Source organism: Streptomyces sp. CB02058, from assembly GCF_001905505.1.
Taxonomy (GTDB): domain Bacteria; phylum Actinomycetota; class Actinomycetes; order Streptomycetales; family Streptomycetaceae; genus Streptomyces.
This window is the reverse complement of record NZ_LIPG01000003.1, coordinates 1,271,328-1,294,096: the sequence shown is the minus strand read 5'-3', so window position 1 is coordinate 1,294,096 and position 22,769 is coordinate 1,271,328. Positions and strand designations below refer to the sequence as shown.

General features: G+C 71.6%; 21 protein-coding genes. 7 read left to right on the top strand and 14 right to left on the bottom strand.

Features of this window, described 5'->3' with window-relative positions; translation table 11 throughout:
• Positions 1–17 precede the first annotated feature (17 nt).
• Entirely contained in the window at positions 18–1,052 is a 1,035-nt protein-coding gene (locus AMK10_RS19120) for a helix-turn-helix domain-containing protein (RefSeq protein ID WP_143194967.1), read from the bottom strand.
• 262 nt (positions 1,053–1,314) lie between these two features.
• Between AMK10_RS19120 and AMK10_RS19115 the strand changes: the two genes are divergently transcribed.
• The gene (locus tag AMK10_RS19115; protein WP_073749010.1) at positions 1,315–2,055 is read left to right on the top strand and encodes a MerR family transcriptional regulator; all 741 of its coding nucleotides are present in this window, start codon (positions 1,315–1,317) and stop codon (positions 2,053–2,055) included.
• Between the two features lie 22 nt (positions 2,056–2,077).
• Here the strand turns inward: AMK10_RS19115 and AMK10_RS19110 are convergent, their stop codons facing one another.
• Genes AMK10_RS19110 through AMK10_RS19090 form a run of 5 tightly spaced genes read right to left on the bottom strand, consistent with a single transcriptional unit; the run spans position 2,078 to position 8,869 of the window.
• Positions 2,078–4,249 carry a 3-hydroxyacyl-CoA dehydrogenase NAD-binding domain-containing protein gene (locus AMK10_RS19110; protein WP_073749009.1) on the bottom strand — a complete coding sequence of 724 codons (2,172 nt, stop codon included), beginning with the start codon at positions 4,247–4,249 and terminating at the stop codon, positions 2,078–2,080.
• 38 nt (positions 4,250–4,287) lie between these two features.
• Complete coding sequence (locus tag AMK10_RS19105; protein ID WP_073749008.1) at positions 4,288–5,502, bottom strand: acetyl-CoA C-acetyltransferase; 1,215 nt, start codon at positions 5,500–5,502, stop codon at positions 4,288–4,290.
• A gap of 37 nt (positions 5,503–5,539) precedes the next feature.
• A complete protein-coding gene (locus AMK10_RS19100) occupies positions 5,540–6,682 on the bottom strand; it encodes an acyl-CoA dehydrogenase family protein (protein ID WP_073749007.1) in 1,143 nt (380 codons plus the stop codon).
• Between the two features lies 1 nt (position 6,683).
• On the bottom strand, positions 6,684–7,718 hold the full coding sequence (locus AMK10_RS19095; protein ID WP_073749006.1) for an LLM class F420-dependent oxidoreductase: 1,035 nt from the start codon (positions 7,716–7,718) through the stop codon (positions 6,684–6,686).
• A complete protein-coding gene (locus tag AMK10_RS19090; RefSeq protein WP_073749005.1) occupies positions 7,718–8,869 on the bottom strand; it encodes a CaiB/BaiF CoA transferase family protein in 1,152 nt (383 codons plus the stop codon). Before AMK10_RS19090 ends, AMK10_RS19095 begins: the two co-directional genes overlap by 1 nt.
• Positions 8,870–9,074: 205 nt before the next feature.
• Between AMK10_RS19090 and AMK10_RS19085 the strand changes: the two genes are divergently transcribed.
• Positions 9,075–10,265 (top strand): saccharopine dehydrogenase family protein, encoded by a 1,191-nt coding sequence (locus AMK10_RS19085; protein WP_073749004.1) that lies wholly within the window; start codon positions 9,075–9,077, stop codon positions 10,263–10,265.
• Positions 10,266–10,285: 20 nt separating this feature from the next.
• Here the strand turns inward: AMK10_RS19085 and mmpA are convergent, their stop codons facing one another.
• The 5 genes from mmpA to AMK10_RS19065 all read right to left on the bottom strand — a co-directional run bounded on the left by mmpA (position 10,286) and on the right by AMK10_RS19065 (position 13,393).
• Positions 10,286–10,432: a morphogenic membrane protein MmpA gene (mmpA, locus tag AMK10_RS37890; RefSeq protein WP_206745296.1), complete on the bottom strand. Its 147-nt coding sequence runs from the start codon at positions 10,430–10,432 to the stop codon at positions 10,286–10,288.
• Positions 10,433–10,515: 83 nt separating this feature from the next.
• On the bottom strand, positions 10,516–11,193 hold the full coding sequence (locus AMK10_RS19080) for an endonuclease V (RefSeq protein WP_073749003.1): 678 nt from the start codon (positions 11,191–11,193) through the stop codon (positions 10,516–10,518).
• Between the two features lie 67 nt (positions 11,194–11,260).
• Complete coding sequence (locus AMK10_RS19075) at positions 11,261–11,548, bottom strand: hypothetical protein (protein ID WP_073749002.1); 288 nt, start codon at positions 11,546–11,548, stop codon at positions 11,261–11,263.
• Positions 11,545–12,234, bottom strand: coding sequence for a sugar O-acetyltransferase (locus tag AMK10_RS19070; protein ID WP_079180763.1), 690 nt, complete (start codon positions 12,232–12,234; stop codon positions 11,545–11,547). Before AMK10_RS19070 ends, AMK10_RS19075 begins: the two co-directional genes overlap by 4 nt.
• Positions 12,235–12,313: 79 nt before the next feature.
• Positions 12,314–13,393, bottom strand: coding sequence for a WD40/YVTN/BNR-like repeat-containing protein (locus AMK10_RS19065; protein WP_073749001.1), 1,080 nt, complete (start codon positions 13,391–13,393; stop codon positions 12,314–12,316).
• A 193-nt stretch (positions 13,394–13,586) separates the two neighbouring features.
• On the opposite strand from AMK10_RS19065, the gene AMK10_RS19060 reads away from it, so the two are divergent.
• The 4 genes from AMK10_RS19060 to AMK10_RS19045 all read left to right on the top strand — a co-directional run bounded on the left by AMK10_RS19060 (position 13,587) and on the right by AMK10_RS19045 (position 18,048).
• Complete coding sequence (locus AMK10_RS19060; protein ID WP_073749000.1) at positions 13,587–14,003, top strand: SsgA family sporulation/cell division regulator; 417 nt, start codon at positions 13,587–13,589, stop codon at positions 14,001–14,003.
• A gap of 234 nt (positions 14,004–14,237) precedes the next feature.
• Positions 14,238–15,884: an ATP-binding cassette domain-containing protein gene (locus tag AMK10_RS19055; RefSeq protein ID WP_241839582.1), complete on the top strand. Its 1,647-nt coding sequence runs from the start codon at positions 14,238–14,240 to the stop codon at positions 15,882–15,884.
• 156 nt (positions 15,885–16,040) lie between these two features.
• A complete protein-coding gene (locus AMK10_RS19050) occupies positions 16,041–17,018 on the top strand; it encodes an acyl-ACP desaturase (protein WP_073748999.1) in 978 nt (325 codons plus the stop codon).
• 139 nt (positions 17,019–17,157) lie between these two features.
• Positions 17,158–18,048: a chitosanase gene (locus AMK10_RS19045; RefSeq protein WP_073748998.1), complete on the top strand. Its 891-nt coding sequence runs from the start codon at positions 17,158–17,160 to the stop codon at positions 18,046–18,048.
• A gap of 55 nt (positions 18,049–18,103) precedes the next feature.
• On the opposite strand, the gene AMK10_RS19040 is transcribed toward AMK10_RS19045, so the two are convergent.
• Both AMK10_RS19040 and AMK10_RS19035 read right to left on the bottom strand, forming a co-directional pair.
• Positions 18,104–18,376 carry a WhiB family transcriptional regulator gene (locus AMK10_RS19040; RefSeq protein WP_073748997.1) on the bottom strand — a complete coding sequence of 91 codons (273 nt, stop codon included), beginning with the start codon at positions 18,374–18,376 and terminating at the stop codon, positions 18,104–18,106.
• A 148-nt stretch (positions 18,377–18,524) separates the two neighbouring features.
• The gene (locus AMK10_RS19035) at positions 18,525–19,316 is read right to left on the bottom strand and encodes a VOC family protein (RefSeq protein ID WP_073748996.1); all 792 of its coding nucleotides are present in this window, start codon (positions 19,314–19,316) and stop codon (positions 18,525–18,527) included.
• Between the two features lie 202 nt (positions 19,317–19,518).
• Between AMK10_RS19035 and AMK10_RS19030 the strand changes: the two genes are divergently transcribed.
• Positions 19,519–21,699 (top strand): DEAD/DEAH box helicase, encoded by a 2,181-nt coding sequence (locus tag AMK10_RS19030; RefSeq protein WP_073748995.1) that lies wholly within the window; start codon positions 19,519–19,521, stop codon positions 21,697–21,699.
• A gap of 13 nt (positions 21,700–21,712) precedes the next feature.
• Here the strand turns inward: AMK10_RS19030 and AMK10_RS19025 are convergent, their stop codons facing one another.
• The gene (locus tag AMK10_RS19025; protein WP_073748994.1) at positions 21,713–22,702 is read right to left on the bottom strand and encodes a multicopper oxidase domain-containing protein; all 990 of its coding nucleotides are present in this window, start codon (positions 22,700–22,702) and stop codon (positions 21,713–21,715) included.
• Positions 22,703–22,769 lie beyond the last annotated feature (67 nt).

Genomic DNA, 22,769 nt, shown 5'->3' with positions numbered 1-22,769 from the left:
CGTGGCGTAATTGCGCCTCAAAGCCCTTGTGGCGCACCGGGGTCGGGGGTGTCGAGCCAGCCCGCCCGGGCGGCGTGCCAGCCGAGCTGGAAGCGGGTGGCCGCCCCGACCTCGTCCATCAGGGCCCGCAGCCGCCGCTGCACGGTGCGATGCCCCATGCCGAGCTGGCGGGCTATGGCCGCGTCGGTCAGGCCGGTGTGCAGCAGGGCCACGATCTCCCGGTCGGCCGGCGCGAGAGCCTCCTCCAGGCCGGTCCCCGCACCGCTCAGCCTCCACCCCTTCTCGAAGTGCTCGTCGAACAGCGAGCAGAGGGCGGTGAGCAGGCCCGTCCGGTGCACGACGAGCGCGACCGGCTCGGTCTCCCGTTCCGGGTTCAGGGGCAGCAGGGCGACCCGCCGGTCCACGATGACCAGCTTGATCGGCAGCTTGTCCGTGACCGAGATGTGCTGGCCCAGTTCGACGCACGAGGCCAGCACCGCGGCAGTGTCCGGATGCTCCAGCCCTTCGCGCTCGACCACGCTGCGTACGGTCACTCCGCGGCGCATCAGCCCCGCGTCCACCTCGGCGAAGTTGTCCTCGTAGGAGAGCACGGCCGGGGCGTGCCTGGTGGGGACGAGGGTGCAGACCTCGCTCACGGCCTGGTGCTGCATCGTCAGCAGGCGGCGCCGGATCGCCGCCGGGCCGGTCAGCACCTCCACCGGCACCCCCGAGGCGTGCGCCTGGGCGGACCGGTGCCGCTCGGTGAGGTCGCCCACGAACGACTCGACCTGGCGCAGCGCGGCGCGCCGGGACTCCAGGAGCGACCCGAGTGCCAGCACGGGCGACGCGGCCCGGTACAGGACGGTGCCTTCGTCGGACCGGCCGGCACTGGCGAGGCCGCGCTCGACGAGCGACTCGAGAGTCCGGGCCACCACGGGGCCGCTCAACGGCCCTTCGAGAGCCGGCGGTTCACAGTCGGGACGGTCCACGAGCAGCCGGTAGACGATGTCCTCGGCTTCCTCCAGCCCGAGCAGCGCCAGCAGGGAGGAGTCCGCCGGGCCGACCAGGGGCACGGGGATCACCCCTTCCGGCCCGGGCCGTGTCCGTGCCGCCTCGCCGTCCCTCACGTGCCGCCCCCCTCACCGCGGTTCCCGCGTCGGCCGTCACACTATCCACAGGCACCGGGCATGAACCGGGCCGACGTGCGCAGATACCTCGGAGCCAGGGGGCGGACAGCCCCCGGGCACTTTCACAACAGTGGTGCGACAGCAATACTGTTGCACCTGGTAGACCAGGGCCCGGCAGGACGGGGCCCGTCCGCGACAAGGAGCAGCAATGGCGACCGGAACCGACGAGCCGACGCTGACCGTCGACGAGCTGGCGGCGCGGGCGGGCGTCACCGTGCGTACCGTGCGTTTCTACAGCACCAGAGGCCTGCTGCCGCCCCCGGCGATCGGCCCCCGGCGCGTGGGACACTACGGACCCGACCACCTCTCCCGGCTGGCCCTCATCGAGGAACTCCAGCACCAGGGCATGACGCTGGCCGCGATCGAGCGCTACCTCCAGCAGCTGCCGCCCGACCTGAGCGCGAAGGACCTGGCCATCCACCGCGCCCTGGTGGCGTCCTGGGCCCCGGACTCCGCCGAGGACATGGAGCGTGCCGAGCTGGAGCGCCGGGCGGGCCGGGCCCTCAGCGCGCAGGACGTGGACCGGCTGGCGGCGATGGGCGTGCTGGAGCGCCCCGCGACGCCCGAGGGGCCGCTGCGCGTGGACCCGGGGCTGCTGCGGCTCGGGGTGGAGCTCCTGGACGTCCCCATCGCGCACGAGACGATCCTGGCCGCGCGTACGGTCCTGCTGGAGCACACCCGGTCGGCGGCCCACGAGCTCACCCGGATGTTCCGGGACGAGGTGTGGCACCCCTACCGGGAGCGGGAGTCTGACCCTGAGCGCGTGAAGGCGATGAAGTCCCTCTCGGTCCACATGCAGCCGATGGTGCTCCAGGCCCTCCTGACGGCCTTCCAGCGGTCCCTGAAGGAGGAACTGCGGGCCGCGTTCAACACCGGCGAGCGGAAGTGAACACGGCCCGCGAGGGACACCGTCAGTCGTGGAAGGTCTCGCCCCTCGTAGCCTTCTCCACCAGGAACGCGGACGGCCGGAAGCGGTCGCCGTAGCGCTCCGCGAGCTGCTGGGCGCGGGCCACGAAGCCGGGGAGGCCGCCCTCGTAACCGTTGATGTACTGGAGCACGCCACCGGTCCACGGCGGGAAGCCGATGCCCATGATGGAGCCGATGTTGGCGTCGGCGACGGTCATGAGGACGTTCTCCTCCAGGCAGCGGACGCTGTCCAGTGCCTCGGAGAAGAGCATGCGCTCCTTCATGTCCTCGAACGGGATCTCGGCGTCCCGCCGGGTGAAGTGCTCGCGCAGGCCCGGCCAGAGGCCGCCCCTCCTGCCGTCCTCGCCGTACTCGTAGAAGCCCGCTCCCCCGCTGCGGCCCGGCCGCCCGAACTCGTCCACCATGCGGTCGACGACCTCATCCGCGGGGTGCGTGACCCAGGTGCCGCCCGCCTCCTCGACGGCGCGCCGGGTCTCGTTGCGGATCTTGCGGGGCAGGGTGAGCGTCAGCTCGTCCATGAGGGAGAGCACCTTGGCCGGGTAGCCGGCCTGTGCCGCCGCCTGCTCGACCGACGCGGGCTCGATGCCCTCGCCCACCATCGCGACGCCCTCGTTGATGAAGTGGCCGATGACGCGCGAGGTGAAGAAGCCGCGCGAGTCGTTGACGACGATCGGGGTCTTCTTGATCCGGCGCACGAGGTCGAAGGCACGGGCCAGGGCCTCGTCGCCGGTCTTCTCGCCCTTGATGATCTCGACGAGCGGCATCTTGTCGACGGGTGAGAAGAAGTGCAGCCCGATGAAGTCCACCGGCCGCTCCACGCCCTCGGCGAGCACGGTGATGGGCAGTGTCGAGGTGTTGGAGCAGAGCAGCGCGTCGGGCTCGACGATGCCCTGGATCTCCTGGAACACCTTGTGCTTGAGCGCGGTGTCCTCGAAGACCGCCTCGATCACGGCGTCGCAGCCCGCGAGGTCGGCCGGGTCGCCGGTCGGGGTGATGCGGGCCAGCAGCTCGTCGCGCTTCGCCTCCGTCGTACGGCCCCGGGAGAGCGCCTTGGCGAGGATCTTCTCGCTGTACGCCTTGCCCTTGGCCGCGGCCTCGGTGGAGACGTCCTTCAGGACGACGTCGATGCCGGCGCGCGCGCAGGAGTAGGCGATGCCCGCTCCCATCATCCCGGCGCCGAGGACGGCGACCTTGCGGACCTGGCGCTCCTCGATGCCGTCCGGGCGGCTGGCGCCGGAGTTGACGGCCTGGAGGTCGAAGAAGAACGCCTGGATCATGTTCTTCGCGACCTGGCCGGTGACCAGCTCGGTGAAGTAGCGCGCCTCGATGGTCTGCGCGGTCTCGAAGTCGACCTGGGAGCCCTCGACCGCCGCGGCCATGATGTTGCGCGGCGCGGGCATGGGCGCGCCCGCGAGCTGCTTCTTGAGGTTGGCGGGGAAGGCCGGCAGGTTGGCCGCGAACTTCGGGTTCGACGGGGTGCCGCCGGGGATGCGGTAGCCCTTGACGTCCCAGGGCTGCTGCGACTCGGGGTGGGCGTCGATGAAGGCGCGGGCCTTGTCGAGCATCTCCTCGGGGGTGGCGGCGACCTCGTGGACCAGGCCGTTCTCCAGGGCCCGGTGCGGGGTGTACTGGGTGCCCTGGAGCAGCACCTTCAGCAGGGCGTCGGTGATGCCCATCAGCCGTACGGTGCGGGTGACGCCGCCGCCCGCGGGCAGCAGACCGAGGGTGACCTCGGGCAGGCCGATGCGGGAGCCGGGGGCGTCCAGCGCGATGCGGTGGTGGGCGGCGAGCGCGATCTCGTAACCGCCGCCGAGCGCCGCGCCGTTGATGGCGGCGACGACGGGCTTGCCGAGGGTCTCGATGACGCGCAGCGACTTCTTGATGGCGGTTCCGGCGTCGAACGCCTCCTGGGCGCTCGAAGGACCGATCCTGATCATGTCCTTGAGGTCGCCGCCGGCGAAGAAGGTCTTCTTCGCGGAGGCGTAGATGATGCCCCGGATGGAGTCCTTCTCGGCGACGGCGCGCTCGGCGACGGCCGCGATGGAGTCCTTGAAGCCCTGGTTCATCGTGTTGGCGGACTGGTTGGGGTCGTCGAGGACGAGGGTGACGACGCCGGTCTCGTCCTGTTCCCAGCGGATGGTCGTGCTCTCGGTCATTCTTGTCTTCTCCGTAAGCAGAGGGGGCCGGGGGACGGTCAGAGACGCTCGATGACGGTGGCGATGCCCATGCCGCCGCCGACGCAGAGGGTGGCGAGGCCGTAGCGCTTGTCCTGCCGCTCCAGTTCGTCGATGAGGGTGCCGAGGATCATCGCTCCGGTCGCACCCAGCGGGTGGCCGAGCGCGATGGCGCCGCCGTTGACGTTGACCTTGTCGAGGCTGATGCCCATGTCCTTGACGAAGCGCAGGACGACACCGGCGAAGGCCTCGTTGATCTCGACGAGGTCGATGTCGTCGATGGTGAGCCCGGCCTTGGCCAGCGCCTTGCGGGTGGCGGGCGCGGGGCCGGTCAGCATGATGGTCGGCTCGGAGCCGGAGACGGCGGCGGAGACGATCCGGGCGCGCGGCGTGAGGCCGTAGCGCTCGCCGGTCTCCTGGGAGCCGATCGCGACGAGGGCGGCGCCGTCGACGATCCCGGAGGAGTTGCCCGCGTGGTGGACGTGGTCGATCTTCTCGACCCAGTGGTACTTCTGGAGGGCGACGGCGTCGAAGCCGCCCATCTCGCCGATGGTGGCGAAGGAGGGCTTGAGGGAGGCAAGCGAGTCGGCCGTGGTGCCGGGGCGCATGTGCTCGTCGTGGTCGAGGACGAGCAGCCCGTTGCGGTCCCTGACGGGGACGACGGACCTGGCGAAGCGCTCCTCCTTCCAGGCGATGGCGGCGCGCTCCTGGGACAGCGCGGCGTACTCGTCGACGTCGCGGCGCGAGAAGCCCTCGATGGTGGCGATGAGGTCGGCGCCGATGCCCTGCGGGGCGAAGCCCGTGTCGAAGCTGGTCATCGGGTCCATGGCCCAGGCCCCGCCGTCGGAGCCCATCGGCACCCGGGACATCGATTCGACGCCACCGGCGAGCACGAGGTCCTCCCAGCCCGAACGCACCTTGGCGGCGGCCAGGTTGACGGCTTCGAGACCCGAGGCGCAGAAGCGGTTCTCCTGGACACCGGCGACGGAGTCCGGGAGTCCGGCGGCGATCGCGGCGATACGGGCGATGTCGGAGCCCTGGTCACCGAGCGGGCTGACGACACCGAGGACGATGTCGTCGATGGCCGCGGGGTCGAGTCCGGGGAAGCGTCCGCGGATCTCGTGGATGAGGCCGACGACGAGGTCGATCGGCTTGGTTCCGTGCAGGGCGCCGTTGGCCTTGCCGCGGCCGCGCGGGGTGCGGATCGCGTCGTAGACGAATGCTTCGGTACTCAAGGCAGCTGCCTTTCGGGGTCGGTGCTGGGCAGAGAGGTCAGGCGAGCAGCGAGCGGCCGATGATCTCCTTCATGATCTCGGTCGTCCCGCCGTAGATGGTCTGGATGCGGCCGTCGGTGAAGGCCTTGGCGACCCGGTACTCCGTCATGTACCCGTATCCGCCGTGGAGCTGGAGACAGCGGTCGGCGACGCGCTTCTGGAGCTCGGTGGCCCACCACTTGGCCATCGAGGCGTGCACGGCGTCGAGCGTCCCCTCGGAGTGGTCGACGATGCACCGGTCGAGGAAGGCGCGGGTGACGGCGCACTCGGTGGCCATCTCGGCGATCTCGAACCGGATGTGCTGGAGCTTGGAGAGCGGGCGCCCGAAGGCCTCGCGCTCCTTGACGTACTGCGTGGTGATCTCCAGGAGGTGTTCGGCGGCGGCGATCCCGGCGACCGCTATGCCCATCCGTTCCTGGGCCAGATTGGTCATCAGGTGGATGAAGGCGCCGTCGAGCTCGCCGAGGAGGTTCTCCTTGGGGACGCGTACGTCGTTGAAGAAGAGCTCGGCGGTGTCCTGGGCCTTCTGGCCGATCTTGTCGAGGTTGCGGCCCCGCTCGAAGCCCTCGGCGCCGCGTTCGACGACGAGCAGCGAGAGGCCCTTCGCGCCGCCCTCCGGGGAGGTCTTGGCGACGACGATCACCAGGTCGGCGAGGATGCCGTTGGAGATGAAGGTCTTCGAGCCGTTGAGGAGCCAGTGGTCGCCCTTGTCCTCGGCGGCGGTGCGGATGCCCTGGAGGTCGGAGCCCGCGCCGGGTTCCGTCATCGCGATGGCGGTGATGGTCTCGCCGCTGCAGAAGCCGGGCAGCCAGCGCCGCTTCTGCTCCTCGGTGGCGAGGCCGGTGAGATAGGGGCCGATGATGTCGTTGTGCAGGCCGACCGCGAGCCCGGAGACCCCCGCACGGGTGAACTCCTCGGCGAGTACGGCGCTGTAGCGGAAGTCGGAGTTGCCTCCGCCCCCGTACTCCTCGGGGACGGCGAGGCCGAGCAGGCCCTGCCGGCCGGCCGCGAGCCAGGCCTCGCGCGAGACGATGCCGTCCTTCTCCCACTGCTCGTGGTGCGGGAGGACCTCCTTCGCCAGGAAGGTGCGGACGGTCTCGCGGAACGCGTCGTGCTCTTCGGTGAAGATCTGCCGCTGCACTTCAAGCCCCCTGGAGCCAGTTCTTGACGGTGGAGATCAGCCGCGCCGGATCGGAGCCGACGGGCGTGACGTTGAGCATGGTGACCCCGGCCTCGCGGAAGGCGTCGAGGCGGTCGCGTACGTACCCCTCGGGGCCGCAGAGCGTCATGAGCTCGCAGAATTCGGCCGGGACGGCGGCCTCGGCCTCCCTCTTCCTCCCGGAGAGATAGAGCTCCTGGATGGTCGCGGCCTCCTTCTCGTAGCCGTAGGCGACGGCGAGGTCGTTGTAGAAGTTCTTGCCCGGGGCGCCCATCCCGCCGACGTACAGCGCGATCTGCGGGCGGGCGAGGTCCCGGAGGGCGGCCGCGTCGTCGCCGATGGCCAGCAGGCCGCCCGCGACGGTTTGCAGGGGGCCCAGCGCCGGGTCGCGCTTCGCCGTGCCCTCGGCGAGCGCGGTGCCCCAGACCTGCTGGGCCTTCTCCGGGATGTAGAGCGTGGGCAGCCAGCCGTCGGCGATCTCGGCGGTCATCCTGACATTGGCCGGGCCGAGGGAGGCGACGTAGAGCGGGATGGTGTCGCGCACCGGCCTGGTGAGGATCTTCAGCGGCTTGCCGAGCTTGCCGCCCTTCTCCGCGGGCAGCGGCATGTCGGTGATGCCGTGGTGGTCGATGACCTCGCGGCGCCAGATGCGGCGGCAGAGCTCGACGGTCTCGCGGGTCCTGCCGAGCGGCTTGTCGTACGGCTTGCCGTGCCAGCCCTCCACGACCTGCGGGCCGGACGCGCCGAGTCCGAGCAGGGCGCGCCCGCCGGATACGGCGTCGAGCCCCGCGCCGGTCTGGGCGATGAGGGCGGGCGTGCGGGAGTAGACGTTGAGGATGGCGGCGCCGATCTTCAGGCGCTCGGTGCGGGCGGCGAGATATCCCATGAGGGTGGGAGAGTCGAAGCCGTACGCCTCGGCGACCCAGACGGCGTCGAGTCCCGCGGACTCCAGCGCGGCGACCTCGTCGCAGGCGGCGCGCGGGTCGCCCGCGTAGTTCAGCGGCAGGGAGAGTTCCATCAGCCGGTCGTTTCCTTCCCGGTGGTCAGCAGGCCCGGCAGGTCCCAGTCGGCCGCGACGGACTCGGTGTCCGCTCCGGGCAGCGCGGGTGCGCTGCGCACGGAGACGGGGGTCGCGGAGAAGCGGGGCGCGGGCGCGGGCTGGGTGAGCCCGCCGTGCTCCACGAAGGTGGAGCGGGCGGCGAGATGGGGGTGGTGGGGCGCCTCGGTGAGTGAGAGGACGGGGGCGACGCAGGCGTCCGTCCCTTCGAAGACCTCGGTCCACTCGGCGCGTGTACGGGTGCTGAACCGGTCCGCGACGAGGGCGCGGAGCTCCTCCCAGCGCCCGGGGTCGTTGCGGTCGGGGGCCTCGTCCCCCAGTCCGAGAAGGCGGGCGAACTCCTCGTAGAAGCGGGGCTCCAGGGGGCCGACCGCCATGAACTCGCCGTCGGAGGTCGCGTAGGAGCCGTAGAAGGGGCACCCGCCGTCCAGGAGGTTGGAGCCGCGCCGGTCCTGCCAGCTGCCGGCCCCCAGCATGCCGTGGATCATCGTCGCGAGATGGGCGGCGCCGTCGACGATGGCGGCGTCCACGACCTGCCCGCTCCCGCCGGGTGTGCGGGCGTGCTGGAGGGCCGCGAGCACGCCGACGACGAGATAGAGCGAGCCTCCCGCGAAGTCGCCGACGAGGTTCGCGGGCACGGCGGGCGGCTCGCCGGCCCTGCCGATCATGGAGAGGGTGCCGGTGAGGGCGATGTAGGCGATGTCGTGCCCCGCGCGGTCGGCGAGCGGGCCGTCCTGGCCCCAGCCGGTCATCCGCCCGTAGACGAGCCGTGGATTGCGCTTCAGGCACGCGTCGGGGCCGATGCCGAGCCGCTCGGCGACGCCCGGCCGGTATCCCTCGATGAGTACGTCGGCGCGCTCCACGAGGCCGAGGACCGTCTCCGCGCCGTCCTCGGCCTTCAGGTCGACGAGGACGGACCGCTTGTTGCGGTTGGTGAGGTCGAAGGCGGGTTCGATGCCGATCACCGAGCCGCCCGGTCTGTCCACGCGCACCACGTCGGCGCCGAGGTCCGCGAGGAGCATCGCGGCGAACGGCCCCGGGCCGATGCCCGCCAGTTCGACGACGCGCACCCCGGCCAGCGGGCCACGCGGTCCCTGTCCTGTCGTTGCCATCAAGCCCCCAGCGGTGTGACACAACTGATGTAACATCGATGATGCTAAGAACGGACCGCGCTCCGCACAACCCTTTTGGCCGAGCAAGCGCTTAGTTCTTTCCCGGGGATCCTCTCGCATCTGAGCCCGCCCGGCCTCACAGCGCCACGAACACCTCCGCTAGCCTCTGCCTGCTACATCGGCGCCGGCCCCTGCGGAGGCACTCATGAACAGGCAGAACGGGGCAGAACGCCCCTATGACGTCGTCCTTTTCGGGGCCACCGGCTTTGTGGGGGCACTCACCGCCCGCTATCTCGCCGCGCACGCACCGGACGGCTGCCGCTGGGCGGTGGCCGGCCGCAGCCGGGCCAAGCTGGAGGAGCTGCGGGCAGAACTCGCCGCGGAGCACCCGGCCTGCGCGGACCTCCCGCTGCTGACGGCCGACGCGGACGACCCGGTGGCCCTGCGCGAACTCGCCGGGTCCGCACACGTGGTCGCGTCGACCGTGGGGCCGTACGTCAGGTACGGCGAGGGGCTGGTCGCCGCCTGCGCGGAGGCCGGAACCGACTACGCCGACCTCACGGGAGAGGCGGAGTTCGTCGACCGGATGTATCTGGAACACGACACGAGGGCCCGCGAGACGGGTGCCCGGCTCGTGCACGCCTGCGGCTTCGACTCCGTACCGCACGACCTCGGCGTCTACTTCACCGTGCGGCAGCTCCCCGAGGGGGTGCCGCTGACCGTGGACGGTTACGTCCGCACCGACGCGGTGTTCTCCGGCGGTACGTTCGCCTCGGCGCTGACCGCCATGGGCCGCGGCCCGCAGATGGTCCGGGCCGCGCGGGAACGCAGGCTGCACGAACCGCGCCTGGTCGGGCGCCGGGCCCGCGCCCCGCAGGGCTCACCGCACTTCAGCCCGGAGACCGGCACCTGGGGGCTGCCGTTGCCGACGCTGGACCCCCGCGTCGTGGAGCGGTCCGCGCGGGCACTGGAACGCTACGGACCCGACTTCCGCTACCGGCACTTCGCCTCGGTCAAGCGGCTGCCGATGGCGCTCGGGGGCACGGCCGCCGTGGGCCTGCTGGCAGGGGCCGCCCAGATCCCGGCCGCGAGGTCCTGGCTCTCGGCGCGGGTCGCACCGGGCACCGGCCCGAGCGAACAGCGCAGGCGGCGCAGCTGGTTCACCGTCCGCTTCGTCGGCGAGGGCGGCGGCCGGCGGGTCTACACGGAGGTGTCCGGGGGCGATCCCGGCTACGACGAGACGGCGAAGATGCTCGCCGAGGCGGCCCTCGCCCTCGCGTTCGACGATCTGCCCGCCACGTCGGGGCAGGTCACCACGGCCGTGGCGGCGGGCGACGCCCTGCTGGAGCGGCTGCAGGCGGCCGGGCTGCGCTTCCGGGTCGCGGCGGTGCGCTGACCCGGAGGACGGGCGCCGGGTCAGAGCATCCAGGACGCCAGCGTGACGATCATGGACACGGTCCAGGCGATTCCCGCGAGGACGCCGAGGGTCATGCCGACGGCGACGCCACGCTGGGAGAGACGTACGGTTCCGGCGCTCATCTGAGGTGTGTGGTGGTCGATCATGTGTACCAGCCTGCCCCTGATGTTCGACGAACAACATCCGTACTTGTACTCAGTCGGCAACAGATCGCCGCGCGGGTCCGATATCAGTTGATGGCGTCCCGGAGCGCCGTCCGGCACAGGGCGTCCGCCCGGCGTGTGGTTTCCGGCTGACGGAAGTCGCGGGCCAGCGCGAGCGTATGGGCGCACGCGTTGTCCAGGTCGGTGCGGTGGCCGACCGAGACGAACACGGGCTTCGTGTCGTCCCGCGTGCGCAACGCCCGCCCCACTTCCTCGTCCCCGTCCAGGAGCGGGGCGAAGTCGCCGCGCCGGGGTCCCGGTTGCTCGTAGCGGAAGGTGAACGGGTTCTTGGCGACGCCGATGACGGGCAGCCCGGTGAGGACGCCGAGGTGGCTGGCGAGCCCGAACCTGCGGGGGTGCGCGCGCCCGTAGCCGTCGCAGACCACGAGCCCCGGGTCCACGGGCAGGTCCTCCAGCGCGGCCAGTACGGCCGGGATCTCACGGAAGGCGAGGAGCCCGGGGACGTACGGGAACGTCACCCGGCCCTCGGCGGTGGACTCGGCGATCACCTCCAGGGTCGCCGCGTCCAGGACGACGGCCGCCGCGACGACCAGGTCCCGCTCGTCGTCGTAGGCGACGTCGACCCCGGTGACATGGCCGGTACCCGGCGGCGGCCCCGGCTCGTCCAGCACCACCCGCTCGCGCAACGCGTCCTGGACGGCTCGGGCTTCGGCCTCGTCGGCGGGCATCCTGAACGTCGTCATGACGCGTCAGTCTAGGCAGCCGGTGATCGTGTCCGTCCCCGTGCGTCGTCGGTCCCGGCCGGGGCGCTCAGCCGAGACCGCGGTGAGCGGCCCACAGCGCCCCGGCGCGGCCGGCGGCGCTGTCGATCAGCGCCGCCAGCTCGGGTCGGTCAGGGACGGGGAAGGAGACATAGGCACCCCGGCCGCCGCCGACCGGCCGGCCGTAGGCCTTGGCGGCGAGACGGCCGTCCGGGAGCAGCCGGACGTTGAGCGTGGTCAGCGTGAACGCCTCGCCGCGCCGGGTGTCCGTCCAGCGGAGCACCTCCGGGATCGTGACGTTGATCGCCAGGGCACTCACTTCCAGGTCGTCGCTCATGGACGGATGGTCTCACCCGGGTCGGCGCGGACGGCCACCGCCGGCTCGTGGGGCGGCGGTCCGGTCACGGCCCGGCGCGCTCCCCGGCCTCCTGCCGTACGCGTGGTGAGGTCCTCGTCGGTGATGGCCCGGATCACCCGGCACGGTGTCCCGAGCGCGACGGACATCGGGGGGATGCTGCGGCTGACGACGCTGCCCGCGCCGATGACCGAGCCGTAGCCGATACGGACGCCGGGCAGGATCACCGCGTTGCTGCCGATCCACACCTTGTCCTCGATGTGGATCGGTTCGGAGAACCGCCCGAAATCGGCGCGCCGCGAGGGATGCACCGGGTGCCCCGTCGTGGTCAGGGTCACGCTGGGGGCGATCATGACATCGTTGCCGATGTGGATGTCCACGTCGTCGACGAACGTCAGATTGACGTTGCCGAAGAAGTCGTCGCCTATGTGGACGTTGCTGCCGAACGCCGCGTGGAACGGCGCCAGCAGCGCAGTGCGTTCGCCGACCGAGCCGAAGATCTCGACGAGCAGCGCCCGGCGCTCCTCCGTCCGGCCGGGAGGTGTCCGGTTGTACTCGAAGATCTGGTCGGCTCGGCGCCCGGGGGCCAGAAAGGCCGCTTCCGACTCGGTGTAGACGAGCCCCTCGGCGATCCTTCCCAGAACTTCTTCGTGGTCGGCATCGGTCACGCGGAGAGGTCCCTTCGGGCTTACGTGTGTGAGGTGCGCACGGGCGTGAGGTGCGTACGGGCGTGAGGCGCCCGGGCCGCTACTTCAGCCGGGCCACTCGGCCCTTCTCCCCCGAGGCCCAGCAGCCGCCGTCCGGTGCGCAGTCCACCGTGTCGTAGGAGCCGGTGTCCACGGTCCGCCAGGTGCGCCCGCCGTCGCGGGTGAGGTCGGTCCCGGTCGGGCCGACGGCCAGCGCGGACCGCGTGCTGTGCGGCAGCCAGGCGACGCCGGACCGGTAGGCGGGCGGCGGGGTGGCCGCCCGCCGCCAGCTCCGGCCGCCGTCCGTCGTGACGGACGAGGCGTCCGGGGACGCCTGGTCGGCGCGGTAGTCGCCGCCGACCGCGATGCCGTGCGCACGGTCGCGGAAGGCGAGCCCGAAGACCCCGCGTGCGGGATCGCCCGCCGGGATGCCCGAAGCCGCCGGGGTCCAGGTCAGGCCGCGGTCGGCGGAGTGCAGCACGCGCGCGGTCGCGGCGCCGCCGGTGGCGAGCCAGACGTCCTTGGCGCCCGAGCTGACGAGGCACTGGCCGCTCGCCGCGAAGCCGGCCTCGCCGGGCTGCGCCTCGGGCATCCCCGCGTCGGGCAGCACCTGCCAGGTCCGCCCGCCGTCCGAGGTGGACAGGAGGCGGAACCGCCCGTCCACCGGGTCGCTCATCGCCAGCCCGTGGCGGCTGTCGAAGAAGGTCAGACAGTCGTAGAAGGCACGGGCGTCGGTGTTGCGGAAGGACTCGGTCCAGGTGGCTCCGCCGTCCTCGGTACGGAACACCCGGGACGCCTCGCCCTCGCCGATGGCCAGGGCGACGGCCCGCCGGCGGTCGAAGGCCTCGATGTCGCGCAGCTCGAGCCCGGCCGCGGCCGGGGGCGAGACGTCGCTCCAGTGCCGCCCGCCGTCCAGGGTGCGCAGCACCGTGCCCCCGGAGCCCGCGACCCAGGCGGTGTCCCGGCCGACGGCGGCGAGCCCTCTGAAGCGTGCGTCCGTCCCCGTGGGGGTGAGCGTCCAGCCGGGTTCCGGCCGCTTCTCCTGGGCGGCGAGCGCCGGTGGTGCGGCCAGTGCGGCGGTCACCGCCGCCGCGCAGAGTCCCAGTGCCACCAGCCGTCTCGTCTTCCCCATGGCCCTCATGGCGCTGGAAGCTAACGCACCGCCAGGCAGGCGTCCAGGGTGCCCCGCGCGAATCGGGGCAGGTGATCGTCGGAAGATCGGTGGAAGGACGGGCGGTGACGCAGCTCACGCCGCCCGCCAGTGCACGGATGGAGGCGTTCCGTCGTCTACTCCAATGCCGGGAACCGTCGTTTGAGGCGAGAGGGAGCAGGTCTTGTCCAGCGTTATCGAGCAGTCCGTGCAGGCCCGTATGGTCGCGTCCGCACCTCGTATGGAGACACTGCCCGCCACTCTGCAGTACGACCGCAAGGACCCCTTCGCCGTCCGCATGGCCTTTCCCGCACCGGCGACCCTCGAAGGCACGGAGGTGTCCTGGGAGTTCTCGCGTGAGCTGCTCGCCACGGGCATGGACGCGCCGGCCGGGGTCGGGGACGTCCGGGTCAGGCCGTTCGGCTACGACCGTACGGTGCTGGAGTTCCACGCCGTGGAGGGCATCGCCATGGTCCATGTCCGGACCTCCGAGCTGCGGCGCTTCCTGAAGCGGGCACAGGAGCTGGTCCCGGTGGGCGACGAGTACCGTTTCATGGACCTGGACGGCGGGCTGACCGATCTGCTGGGCGGGTCCTGCTGACCGCTGCGGGGCCCTGACGGGCCGCGGGGCGGCCCGAATTCGGTTGCGCGGCGGCAGCGCCCGTCCGTAACGTCGTCCTCGCCCCTGCAGCCGTCGTATCGGAGAAGGACGTTGCTCCACATCTGAGGTGTCCGCACCACGTGCCGCGTGCCTGACGCACGCGTGCCCGTCGCGTGACCCCGGTGTGTCCGAGCCCCTTTCTCCGTGTTCTCCCGACGCTTCCTGGAGGCCCTCGTGCCTGCATCCGCCCCACAGATCACCTGTTCCTCCCTGTCGTTCGCCTGGCCCGACGGGAGCGAGGTGTTCGACTCCTTCCAGCTCTCCGTGGGCCCCGGCCGGACCGGGCTCATCGGCCTCAACGGCTGCGGAAAATCGACCCTGTTGCGGCTGATCGCGGGTGAACTCACCCCCTCGTCGGGGCGGGTCGCCACGGCCGGCGACATCGGGTACCTCCCGCAGAACCTCGTCCTGGACACCACGCTGCGGGTGGACGAGGTGCTGGGCGTCGCCGCGAAGCGCGCGGCGCTCTCCGCCATCGAGGCGGGCGATGTCCGCGAGGAGCACTTCGCGACGGTCGGCGACGACTGGGACGTCGAGGAGCGCGCCCGCGCCCTGCTCGGCCAACTGGGACTGGGCGGCACCGGGCTCGACCGGACGACCGGCGAGCTGTCGGGCGGCGAGTGCGTGCTGCTGCGGCTGGCCGCGCTGCTCCTGGCCCGCCCGGCGGTCCTGCTGCTGGACGAGCCGACCAACAACCTCGATCTGTACGCCCGCAGACGGCTGTACGACGCGGTGGACGCCTGGACGGGTGTGCTGGTCACCGTCAGCCACGACCGCGAACTGCTGGAGCGGGTGGACCGGATCGCCGATCTCCGCGACGGCGAGGTCACCTGGTACGGCGGCAGCCTGTCGGCGTACGAGGAGGCGCTGGCCGTGGAGCAGGAGGCCGCCGAGCGGATGGTGCGGGTCGCGGAGGCCGACGTACGACGCCAGAGGCGCGAACTGGCCGACGCGCACGTCACGCTGGCCCGGCGCAGGCGGTACGGGCAGAAGATGTGGGACACCAAGCACGAGCCGAAGGCCGTGATGGGCCAGCGCAGGCGGACGGCACAGGAATCGGCCGGCAGATACCGCATCATGCACACCGAGCGGCTGGCGGACGCCGAGGAGCGCCTCGGCGAGGCCGTCGACGCGGTGCGCGACGACGAGGCGATCCGGATCGAGCTGCCGCACACGAAGGTGCATCCGGGCAGCGAGGTCCTGCTGCTGCGCGACGTCCGGCTGGCCCACGGGATACGGGTGCCGGGCGAGTGGGATCTGCGCGGCCCGGAGCGCATCGCGCTGGTCGGCCGCAACGGCGCGGGGAAGACGACGCTCCTGCGCACCCTGGCGGGCGAGCTCGCCCCGGCGTCGGGCGAGGCGGACACGCGGGTGCCGGTGGGTTTTCTGCCGCAGCGGCTCGACGTGCTCGACGACGGTCTGTCCCTGGTGGAGAACGTGGCCCGTTTCGCACCGGGCGCCACGGCCAACGGCATCCGGGCGCGTCTGGCACATTTCCTCTTCAAGGGGACACGCGCGGACCGCGCGGCGGGGACTCTTTCCGGCGGGGAGCGCCTCCGGGCGACGCTGGCGGCGCTGCTGCTGGCGGAGCCCGCGCCCCGGCTGCTGATGCTGGACGAGCCGACGAACAGCCTCGACCTGTCCGGTGTGGGGCGCCTGACCTCGGCGCTGGACGCCTACGAGGGCGCGCTCGTCGTGGCGAGCCATGACATGCCGTTCCTCATGTCGCTGGGAATCACCCGCTGGCTCCTGCTGGACGAGGAGGGACTCCGCGTTGTCGACCCCGGCCTGCTGCCGGGGGGCGGCTCCGCCGAGGCTTGACTTGCCTTGCCGAAAAAACGCTTCCTACCTGCACGGATAACGGTGTGTGAGCGTGCATCGCGAGGGCGGGGGTTGGCTCGGGCCTTACCGCCGTCTTAACCTACGGTCACGTAACCTACGAAGCCGTAGGTAATTCTCCCGTCCCCAGGAGCCCCCGTGACGATCACCTCTCCCCACCTCGGCAGTTCGAAGGCGTGGACCGACGCCCAACTGCTGTACGCGCTGGAGGAGGTGGTGGAGAAGGAACTCAACCGCCATCTCAAAGTCGCCAAGGCATGGATGCCCCACGAGTACGTACCGTTCTCCGACGGCCGGAACTTCCCCGGCATCTTCGAGGACGGCGAGGCGTGGGAGACCGGCCAGTCCAAGGTCACCGAGATCGGCCGGATCGCCCTCGTCGTGAACCTGCTGACCGAGGACAACCTCCCCAGCTACCACCACGAGATCGCCTCCCTCTTCGGGCGCGACGGCGCCTGGGGCACGTGGGTGCACCGCTGGACCGCGGAGGAGGGCAGGCACGGCATCGTGATGCGCGACTACCTCCTCACCTCGCGCGCCGTGGACCCGGACAAGCTCGAAGAGTTCCGCATGGCGCACATGGCCGAGGGATTCGAGTCAGACAACCGCCACTCCATGCTGCACTCCGTGGCGTACGTCGCCTTCCAGGAGCTCGCGACCCGCGTCTCGCACCGCAACACCGGCCACCAGTCGGGCGACCCCGTCTGCGACCGGATGCTGGCCCGCATCGCGACCGACGAGAACCTGCACATGGTCTTCTACCGCAACCTGCTGGCCGCGGCCTTCGAGCTGGCCCCGGATCTCACGATGCAGGCCGTGCGGGACGTCGTCGTCAACTTCCGCATGCCCGGACACGGCATGCCCGGATTCGAGCGGGCCGCCGCCCAGATGGCGATCGGCGAGATCTACAACATGCGCATCCACCACGACGACGTGATCCAGCCCGTGCTGCGTTACCTCAAGGTCCTCGACATCGGCGAACTCGGCCCGGAGGGCCTCAAGGCGCAGGAGGAACTGGGCCTGTACATGAACGGCCTGGACAGCGAGGCGTCGAAGTTCGACGAGAAGCTCGCCGCGCGCAAGGCCCGCATGGCGGCCCGGGCCGCCGGCGCCTGACGCGGACGCGGTTCGGGCTCCGCTCCCCGAGCCGCGGGCACCCTGACGAAAGGGCGGCGCACACGTGCGTGTGCGCCGCCCTTTCGCATGAGGTCTTCCCCCGAGCCTCACGGAACGTACTCTGTGCCGGGTGAAACCTGTGACGCGTCTTTTTCTTTTCGGTGCGCCGATTGTCATCGTCGCTTCGATCTTGCTCAACGGTGGCGACTCCGAGCCGCCCACGGTGATATCGCAGGCGGCCGTTCCCACGAAGAACGGCCCGGCGGAGCCGGAGGCCGCAGCGGAGACCGACGAGCAGTCCGAGGAGATCGACGCGCTGCCGCCGGGCCTCGCCGCGCCTGAGATGAAGGAGACCGCCTCCCGGCTGGTGGCCAGCGCCGAGGCATCGACCCTGGACTGGCGCAGCCGGTACGGGGCGATCGAGGACATCGGCGACGGCGCCGGCTACACGGCGGGCATCATCGGCTTCTGCTCCGGCACGAACGACATGCTGCAGCTGGTCGAGGCCTACACCGAGGAGCAGCCGGACAATCCACTCGCCCCGTTCCTCTCCGCCCTGCGCGAGGTGGACGGCACCGACTCGCACGAGGGGCTGGACCCCGGCTTCACCGACGCGTGGCGCGAGGCGGCCGAGGACGCGGCCTTCCGCGAGGCGCAGGACGAGACCCGCGACCGGCTGTACTTCGATCCGGCGGTCCGGCTGGCGAAGCTCGACGGCCTCGGCACCCTGGGGCAGTTCATCTACTACGACGCGATGGTGCTGCACGGGCCGGGTGTCGAGGCGGACGGCTTCTACGGCATCCGCGACGCCGCGATGGGCTCGGCGGACACGGCCGCCGAGGGCGGCGAGGAGAAGGCGTATCTGGACGCCTTCCTCGACGCGAGCAGGTCCGCCATCAAGGCCAGGAAGGTGCAGCGCGACACGACCAGGATCGACACGGCGCAGCGCGTCTTCCTGCGCGAGGGCAATCTCGACCTTGAGAAGCCCCTGGTCTGGCAGGTGTACGGCGAGACCTTCCGCATCGGGTGACGGGAAGGCACCGCGCGAACCGGGCGGCCGGGGGAGGCGAGGCGCCCCGGGAGGACTACTCCCCGAGGCCCGGTGCGCAGTACCCCTCCGGGCGGGCCCTGCGCAGCCGCTCACGCTCCTTCTCGGAGAGTCCGCCCCAGACGCCGAAGCGCTCGTCGTGGGTGAGTGCGTATTCGAGGCAGGCCAGGCGGCCCTCGCAGGCGTTGCACAGCTGCTTGGCCTCCCGGGTGGAGCTACCGGGGGCCGGGAAGAAGAACTCGGGCCCGGCCTGCGCGCACAACGCGGTCTCCTGCCAGGTGAGCTCGTCGGTCATCGTGTTGATCGGCATGAGGCAGACGATGCCGGATGGCGATAAACAAGTGATCAACAACCGTTCAACGCGCGGCCGGACGGGGTCTCCCCCGTTCCCGCCGGGCGCTTCCCCGGGGGCCGGAGCCCGCGCAAAGCAGGGCCAGGCATGACTTCGCGGACATGATCTAGGGCATCGGCGCGGGCTTGATCACCGCGAAGGCCGCGCCCGCCGGGTCGGCGAGGGTCGCGATCCGGCCGACCTCCGGCACATCCGCAGCGGGTGAGGTGACCCGGCCGCCCAGCCGCTCCGTCGCCGCGACCGCGGCGTCGGCGTCGTCCACCGCGAAGTACGGCAGCCAGTGCGGTCCGGCCTTGGCCTCGGCGGGCACCTCGTCCAAGGCGACGAGCCCGCCGAAGGAGGCGTCCTCGGTGTCGCTCCCGGCGGGCCGGACGACGGTGTAGGAACCGCCGGGGTAGTCCATCACCTGGGTCTGCCACCCGAAGACCGTGTGGAAGAAGGCGGCGGCCGCGGGGACGTCCGGGGTGTACAGCTCGGACCAGATCAGCGAGCCGGGCTCCATGATCAGACCGAGGCCGGTGTTCGTACCGGGCTGCCAGACGCCGAAGTACGCGCCGGCGTTGTCCGTGAAGCCGCCCATGCGGCCGTAGTCCAGCACATCCATCGGGGGAAACGCCGCAGTGCCTCCGGCCTGTTCGACCGTCCGTGCGGTGGCGTCGGCGTCGGGGGTCTGGAAGTAGACCGACCAGGCGGGCTTCCCCTGGTCCTCCGGCACGGTCATGACCCCCGCGACCGTACTGCCCCGCAGCTGATACATGCCGTAGCCACCGGTCTCGGGTCCACCCGGCACCAGCTCCCAGCCGAAGAGACCGCTGTAGAAGGCCGTGGCCGCGTCGAGGTCGGGGGTGCCGAGGTCGATCCAGTTGGGGGCGCCGGTGACGAAAGCTGGGTCGGGCATGATGTGCTCCTTCAGCGAGTCCCGTTCTCTCGCTCGTCTCGGTCGGACATGGAGATGTCGCTCCTTCCGAGTCTTGCAGCAGGCACCGACAACCGCAGTTCGCCGCTGCGCGGGGCGGAGCGGGACGCATGGGACGATGGCTCCGGTCGTGGTTGGGCCGCGGCGCCGGCGGAGCGCGGTCGCGGGGGACAGAAGGACGTACATGACTCAGGCCGGACCCACGGGCCGGGCGCCCACGGGAAGAGCCGCACGCGAGCTGCTCGACGGCGCCCGGGAACTCGCCGGAACCGCCCGGGCGGTGCTGGACGACCACCGCCGTGCCGTCGAGGCCGCGCACACCACGCTCGCCCCTCTGCTGGACTCGCTGGTCGCCCGGGAGCTGGCGTCCATCCCCGTGTCCCGGCTGGCGGACGTCACGGAGGGCAGGCTGCGGCTCGGCGCGCTGGAGCAGGCGGGTTACGCGACGGTCGGCACGGTCCACGGAGCCGGGCGCTACGAACTCCGCGAGATCCCCGGTGTGGGCGCGCACACGGCGGACCAGGCGCTGGCCGCCGCCCGCCAGATCGCGCACGCCGTCCGGGACACCGTGGCCGTGCGGATAGACATGGACGCGGCGGACGCGGCCACCACCGCGCTGCTCGTCGCCCTGCACCGGCTGGTGGAGGGCGGCCCGGACGTGCGCAGGGCCGCCGACGCCGCCCGCCGCCTGGCCGAGGAGCTGGAACCGCTGCTCGCCGGGGCAGCCCCGGCGCGGAGCAGGCTGCGGATGCTGTTCACGGGCCGGACGGCCGCCGCCCGGACGCTGGCCGCCGTGGCGTCCGTACGGGCGGTGACGCGGGACGCCGCCGAGCGCGGGCTGCCGATGCTCTTCGGGCAGGCGTCCGTCGACCTGCTGCGGGAGCCCGCGTCGGAGGCGGAGGCGTGGGTCGACTTCGAGCTGCGGTCCGCCGAGTACTACAGCCTGCTGGCCGAACTGTCCGGCAGCGGGCCCGACCGGGACGCGGCCGAGGGGTTCCTGCCCGCGGGAATCGCCGACCGGGTGCGCGGACTGCGGCTCGACGACACCTGTCTGCGTGTGTCGCTGCGCGGCTACCAGTCCTTCGGCGCACGCTTCGCGCTGGCCCAGAAGCGGGTGGTGCTCGGGGACGAGATGGGGCTCGGCAAGACCGTGCAGGCCATCGCCGCGCTGGCCCATCTCGCGGCGAAGGGCGAGACGCACTTCCTGGTGGTGTGCCCGGCGAGCGTCCTGATCAACTGGCGGCGGGAGGTGGCCGCCCGCTCCACCCTGCGGGCCGTGCCGGTGCACGGTCCGGAGCGGCAGGAGGCGTTCGGCGAGTGGCGGGAGCGGGGCGGGGTCGCCGTGACCACCTTCGACGTGCTGTCCACGCTGCCGGACGGCCCGGCGTGCGAGGTCAGGCCCGGCATGGTGGTGGTGGACGAGGCCCACTTCGTGAAGAACCCCGCGACCCGGCGCGCCCGGGCCGTGAGCGGCTGGACGGAGCACACCGAGCGCGTGCTGTTCCTGACCGGCACCCCGATGGAGAACCGGGTCGAGGAGTTCCGGAGCCTGGTGCGCCAGCTGCGGCCCGAGCTGGCTCCGCTGGTGACGTCCACGCACGGCGTCGCCGGCTCGCACGCGTTCCGCAGGGCCGTGGCCCCCGCCTATCTGCGCCGCAACCAGGACGACGTCCTCGGTGAACTGCCCGCGCTGGTGCAGGCGGACGAGTGGGAGGAGTTCTCCCCCGCCGATCTGGAGGCGTACCGCGAGGCGGTCGGGTCGGGGCACTTCATGCGGATGCGCCGCGCCGCGTACGACCGTCCCGAGACGTCGGCGAAGCTGAACCGGCTGCGCGAGCTCGTCGCGGAGGCCGAGGAGAACGGGCTCAAGGTCGTGGTGTTCTCGTACTTCCGCGAGGTGCTCGGCACTGTCCAGGAGGCCCTGGGCGACGGGGTGTTCGGCCCCGTCTCCGGCTCCCTCCCGGCCGCGCGCCGCCAGGAGCTGGTCGACGCGTTCGGCGCGGTGGACGGTCACGCGGTGCTGCTGAGCCAGATACAGGCCGGCGGCGTCGGCCTCAACATCCAGGCCGCTTCGGTCGTGATCCTCTGCGAGCCGCAGATCAAGCCGACGATGGAGCACCAGGCGGTCGCCAGGGCGCACCGCATGGGGCAGATACGGACCGTGCAGGTGCACCGGCTCCTCGCGGCGGACAGTGTGGACCAGCGGATGCTGGACATCCTGGCCCGCAAGGACCGGCTCTTCGACGCGTACGCGCGGCGCAGCGATGTCGCCGAGGCCACGCCCGACGCGGTGGACGTGTCGGACGGGGACCTCGCACGGCGCATCGTCGAGGAGGAGCAGCTGCGGCTCGCCGCCGAGGTCTGACCCCGGCGCGGGCTCAGTGCTCGTGCGTCTCCTCCGCGCCCGCCGCGTGGTGCGGCGGGTCGTATCCCGGGACCGTGCCGTCGGCCTTGGCGACCAGCAGCAGTCCGGCCATGCCCATGTCGGAGTGGCTCTGGACGTGGCAGTGGTACATCCAGGCGCCGGCTCCCACGTGTTCGCCCGCGATGATCTGGAAGCCGAAGGAGTCGGCGGGGCCGCAGATCTTCGTGTCGACGACGCGGCTGGGGTCGTCGGGGCCGGTGAGCAGACCGGTCCTGTTGTCCGCCCAGCGGTGCCCGTGGATGTGGAACGTGTGGTAGTACTCGCCGTGCGTGATCATGACGACCTCGACGCGATCACCCACGGTGGCCTCGAAGTTCGGGCTCTCGTGGGCGGCCTTGTTGTTGATCGTCATGTCGTTGAAGACGATCGTGATCGTCTTGTCCGGCAGGACGTCGCCCTTGCGGCGCACGACGAGAGGCCCGTACAGCCCCTTGCGGATGCCGCCCGTGCCGTGGTCGGTGCCCACGACGTGGTCGTGGTAGTGCCAGTAGCCCGCGCTGCCCGCCTGCCAGGTGCCGTCCTTGCGGCGGCCCGGGGCGTGGGTGCGCCAGGTGTACGTACGGGTGCCGCCGGGTTCGACATGGCTGCGGTTCATGCGGGTGCCGTCGCTCGCGATGTCGTAGTCGACGCCGTGCACATGGAGGCTGGCGTCGACGTCTGTGGTGTTCTCGAACTCGATGTGCAGCGTGTCGCCCTCGGTGATCTCGATGAGCGGCCCGGGGACCGACGCCTTGCCCTTCTCCAGCCCGTAGCCGAGCTGACCGTCCGCCAGCTTCTCCGCGTACAGCTTGAGATGGCGCACGGCCCCTCCGGCGGGGGCGGTCTTCGCCGGGTTCTCCGCGGAGGTGGCCTGCACCGCGCCGAGCGACATCGATGTCACGCCGGTAGCTGCCGCCACCCCTCCACCCACGAGCATCCGGCGGTTGAAGGTCCTTCGGTCCATGTCGAACTCCCCACTGCGAGAAGGAAACTGACGCACTGCTGCCTCGGACGGCCCACACCGTAGCCGG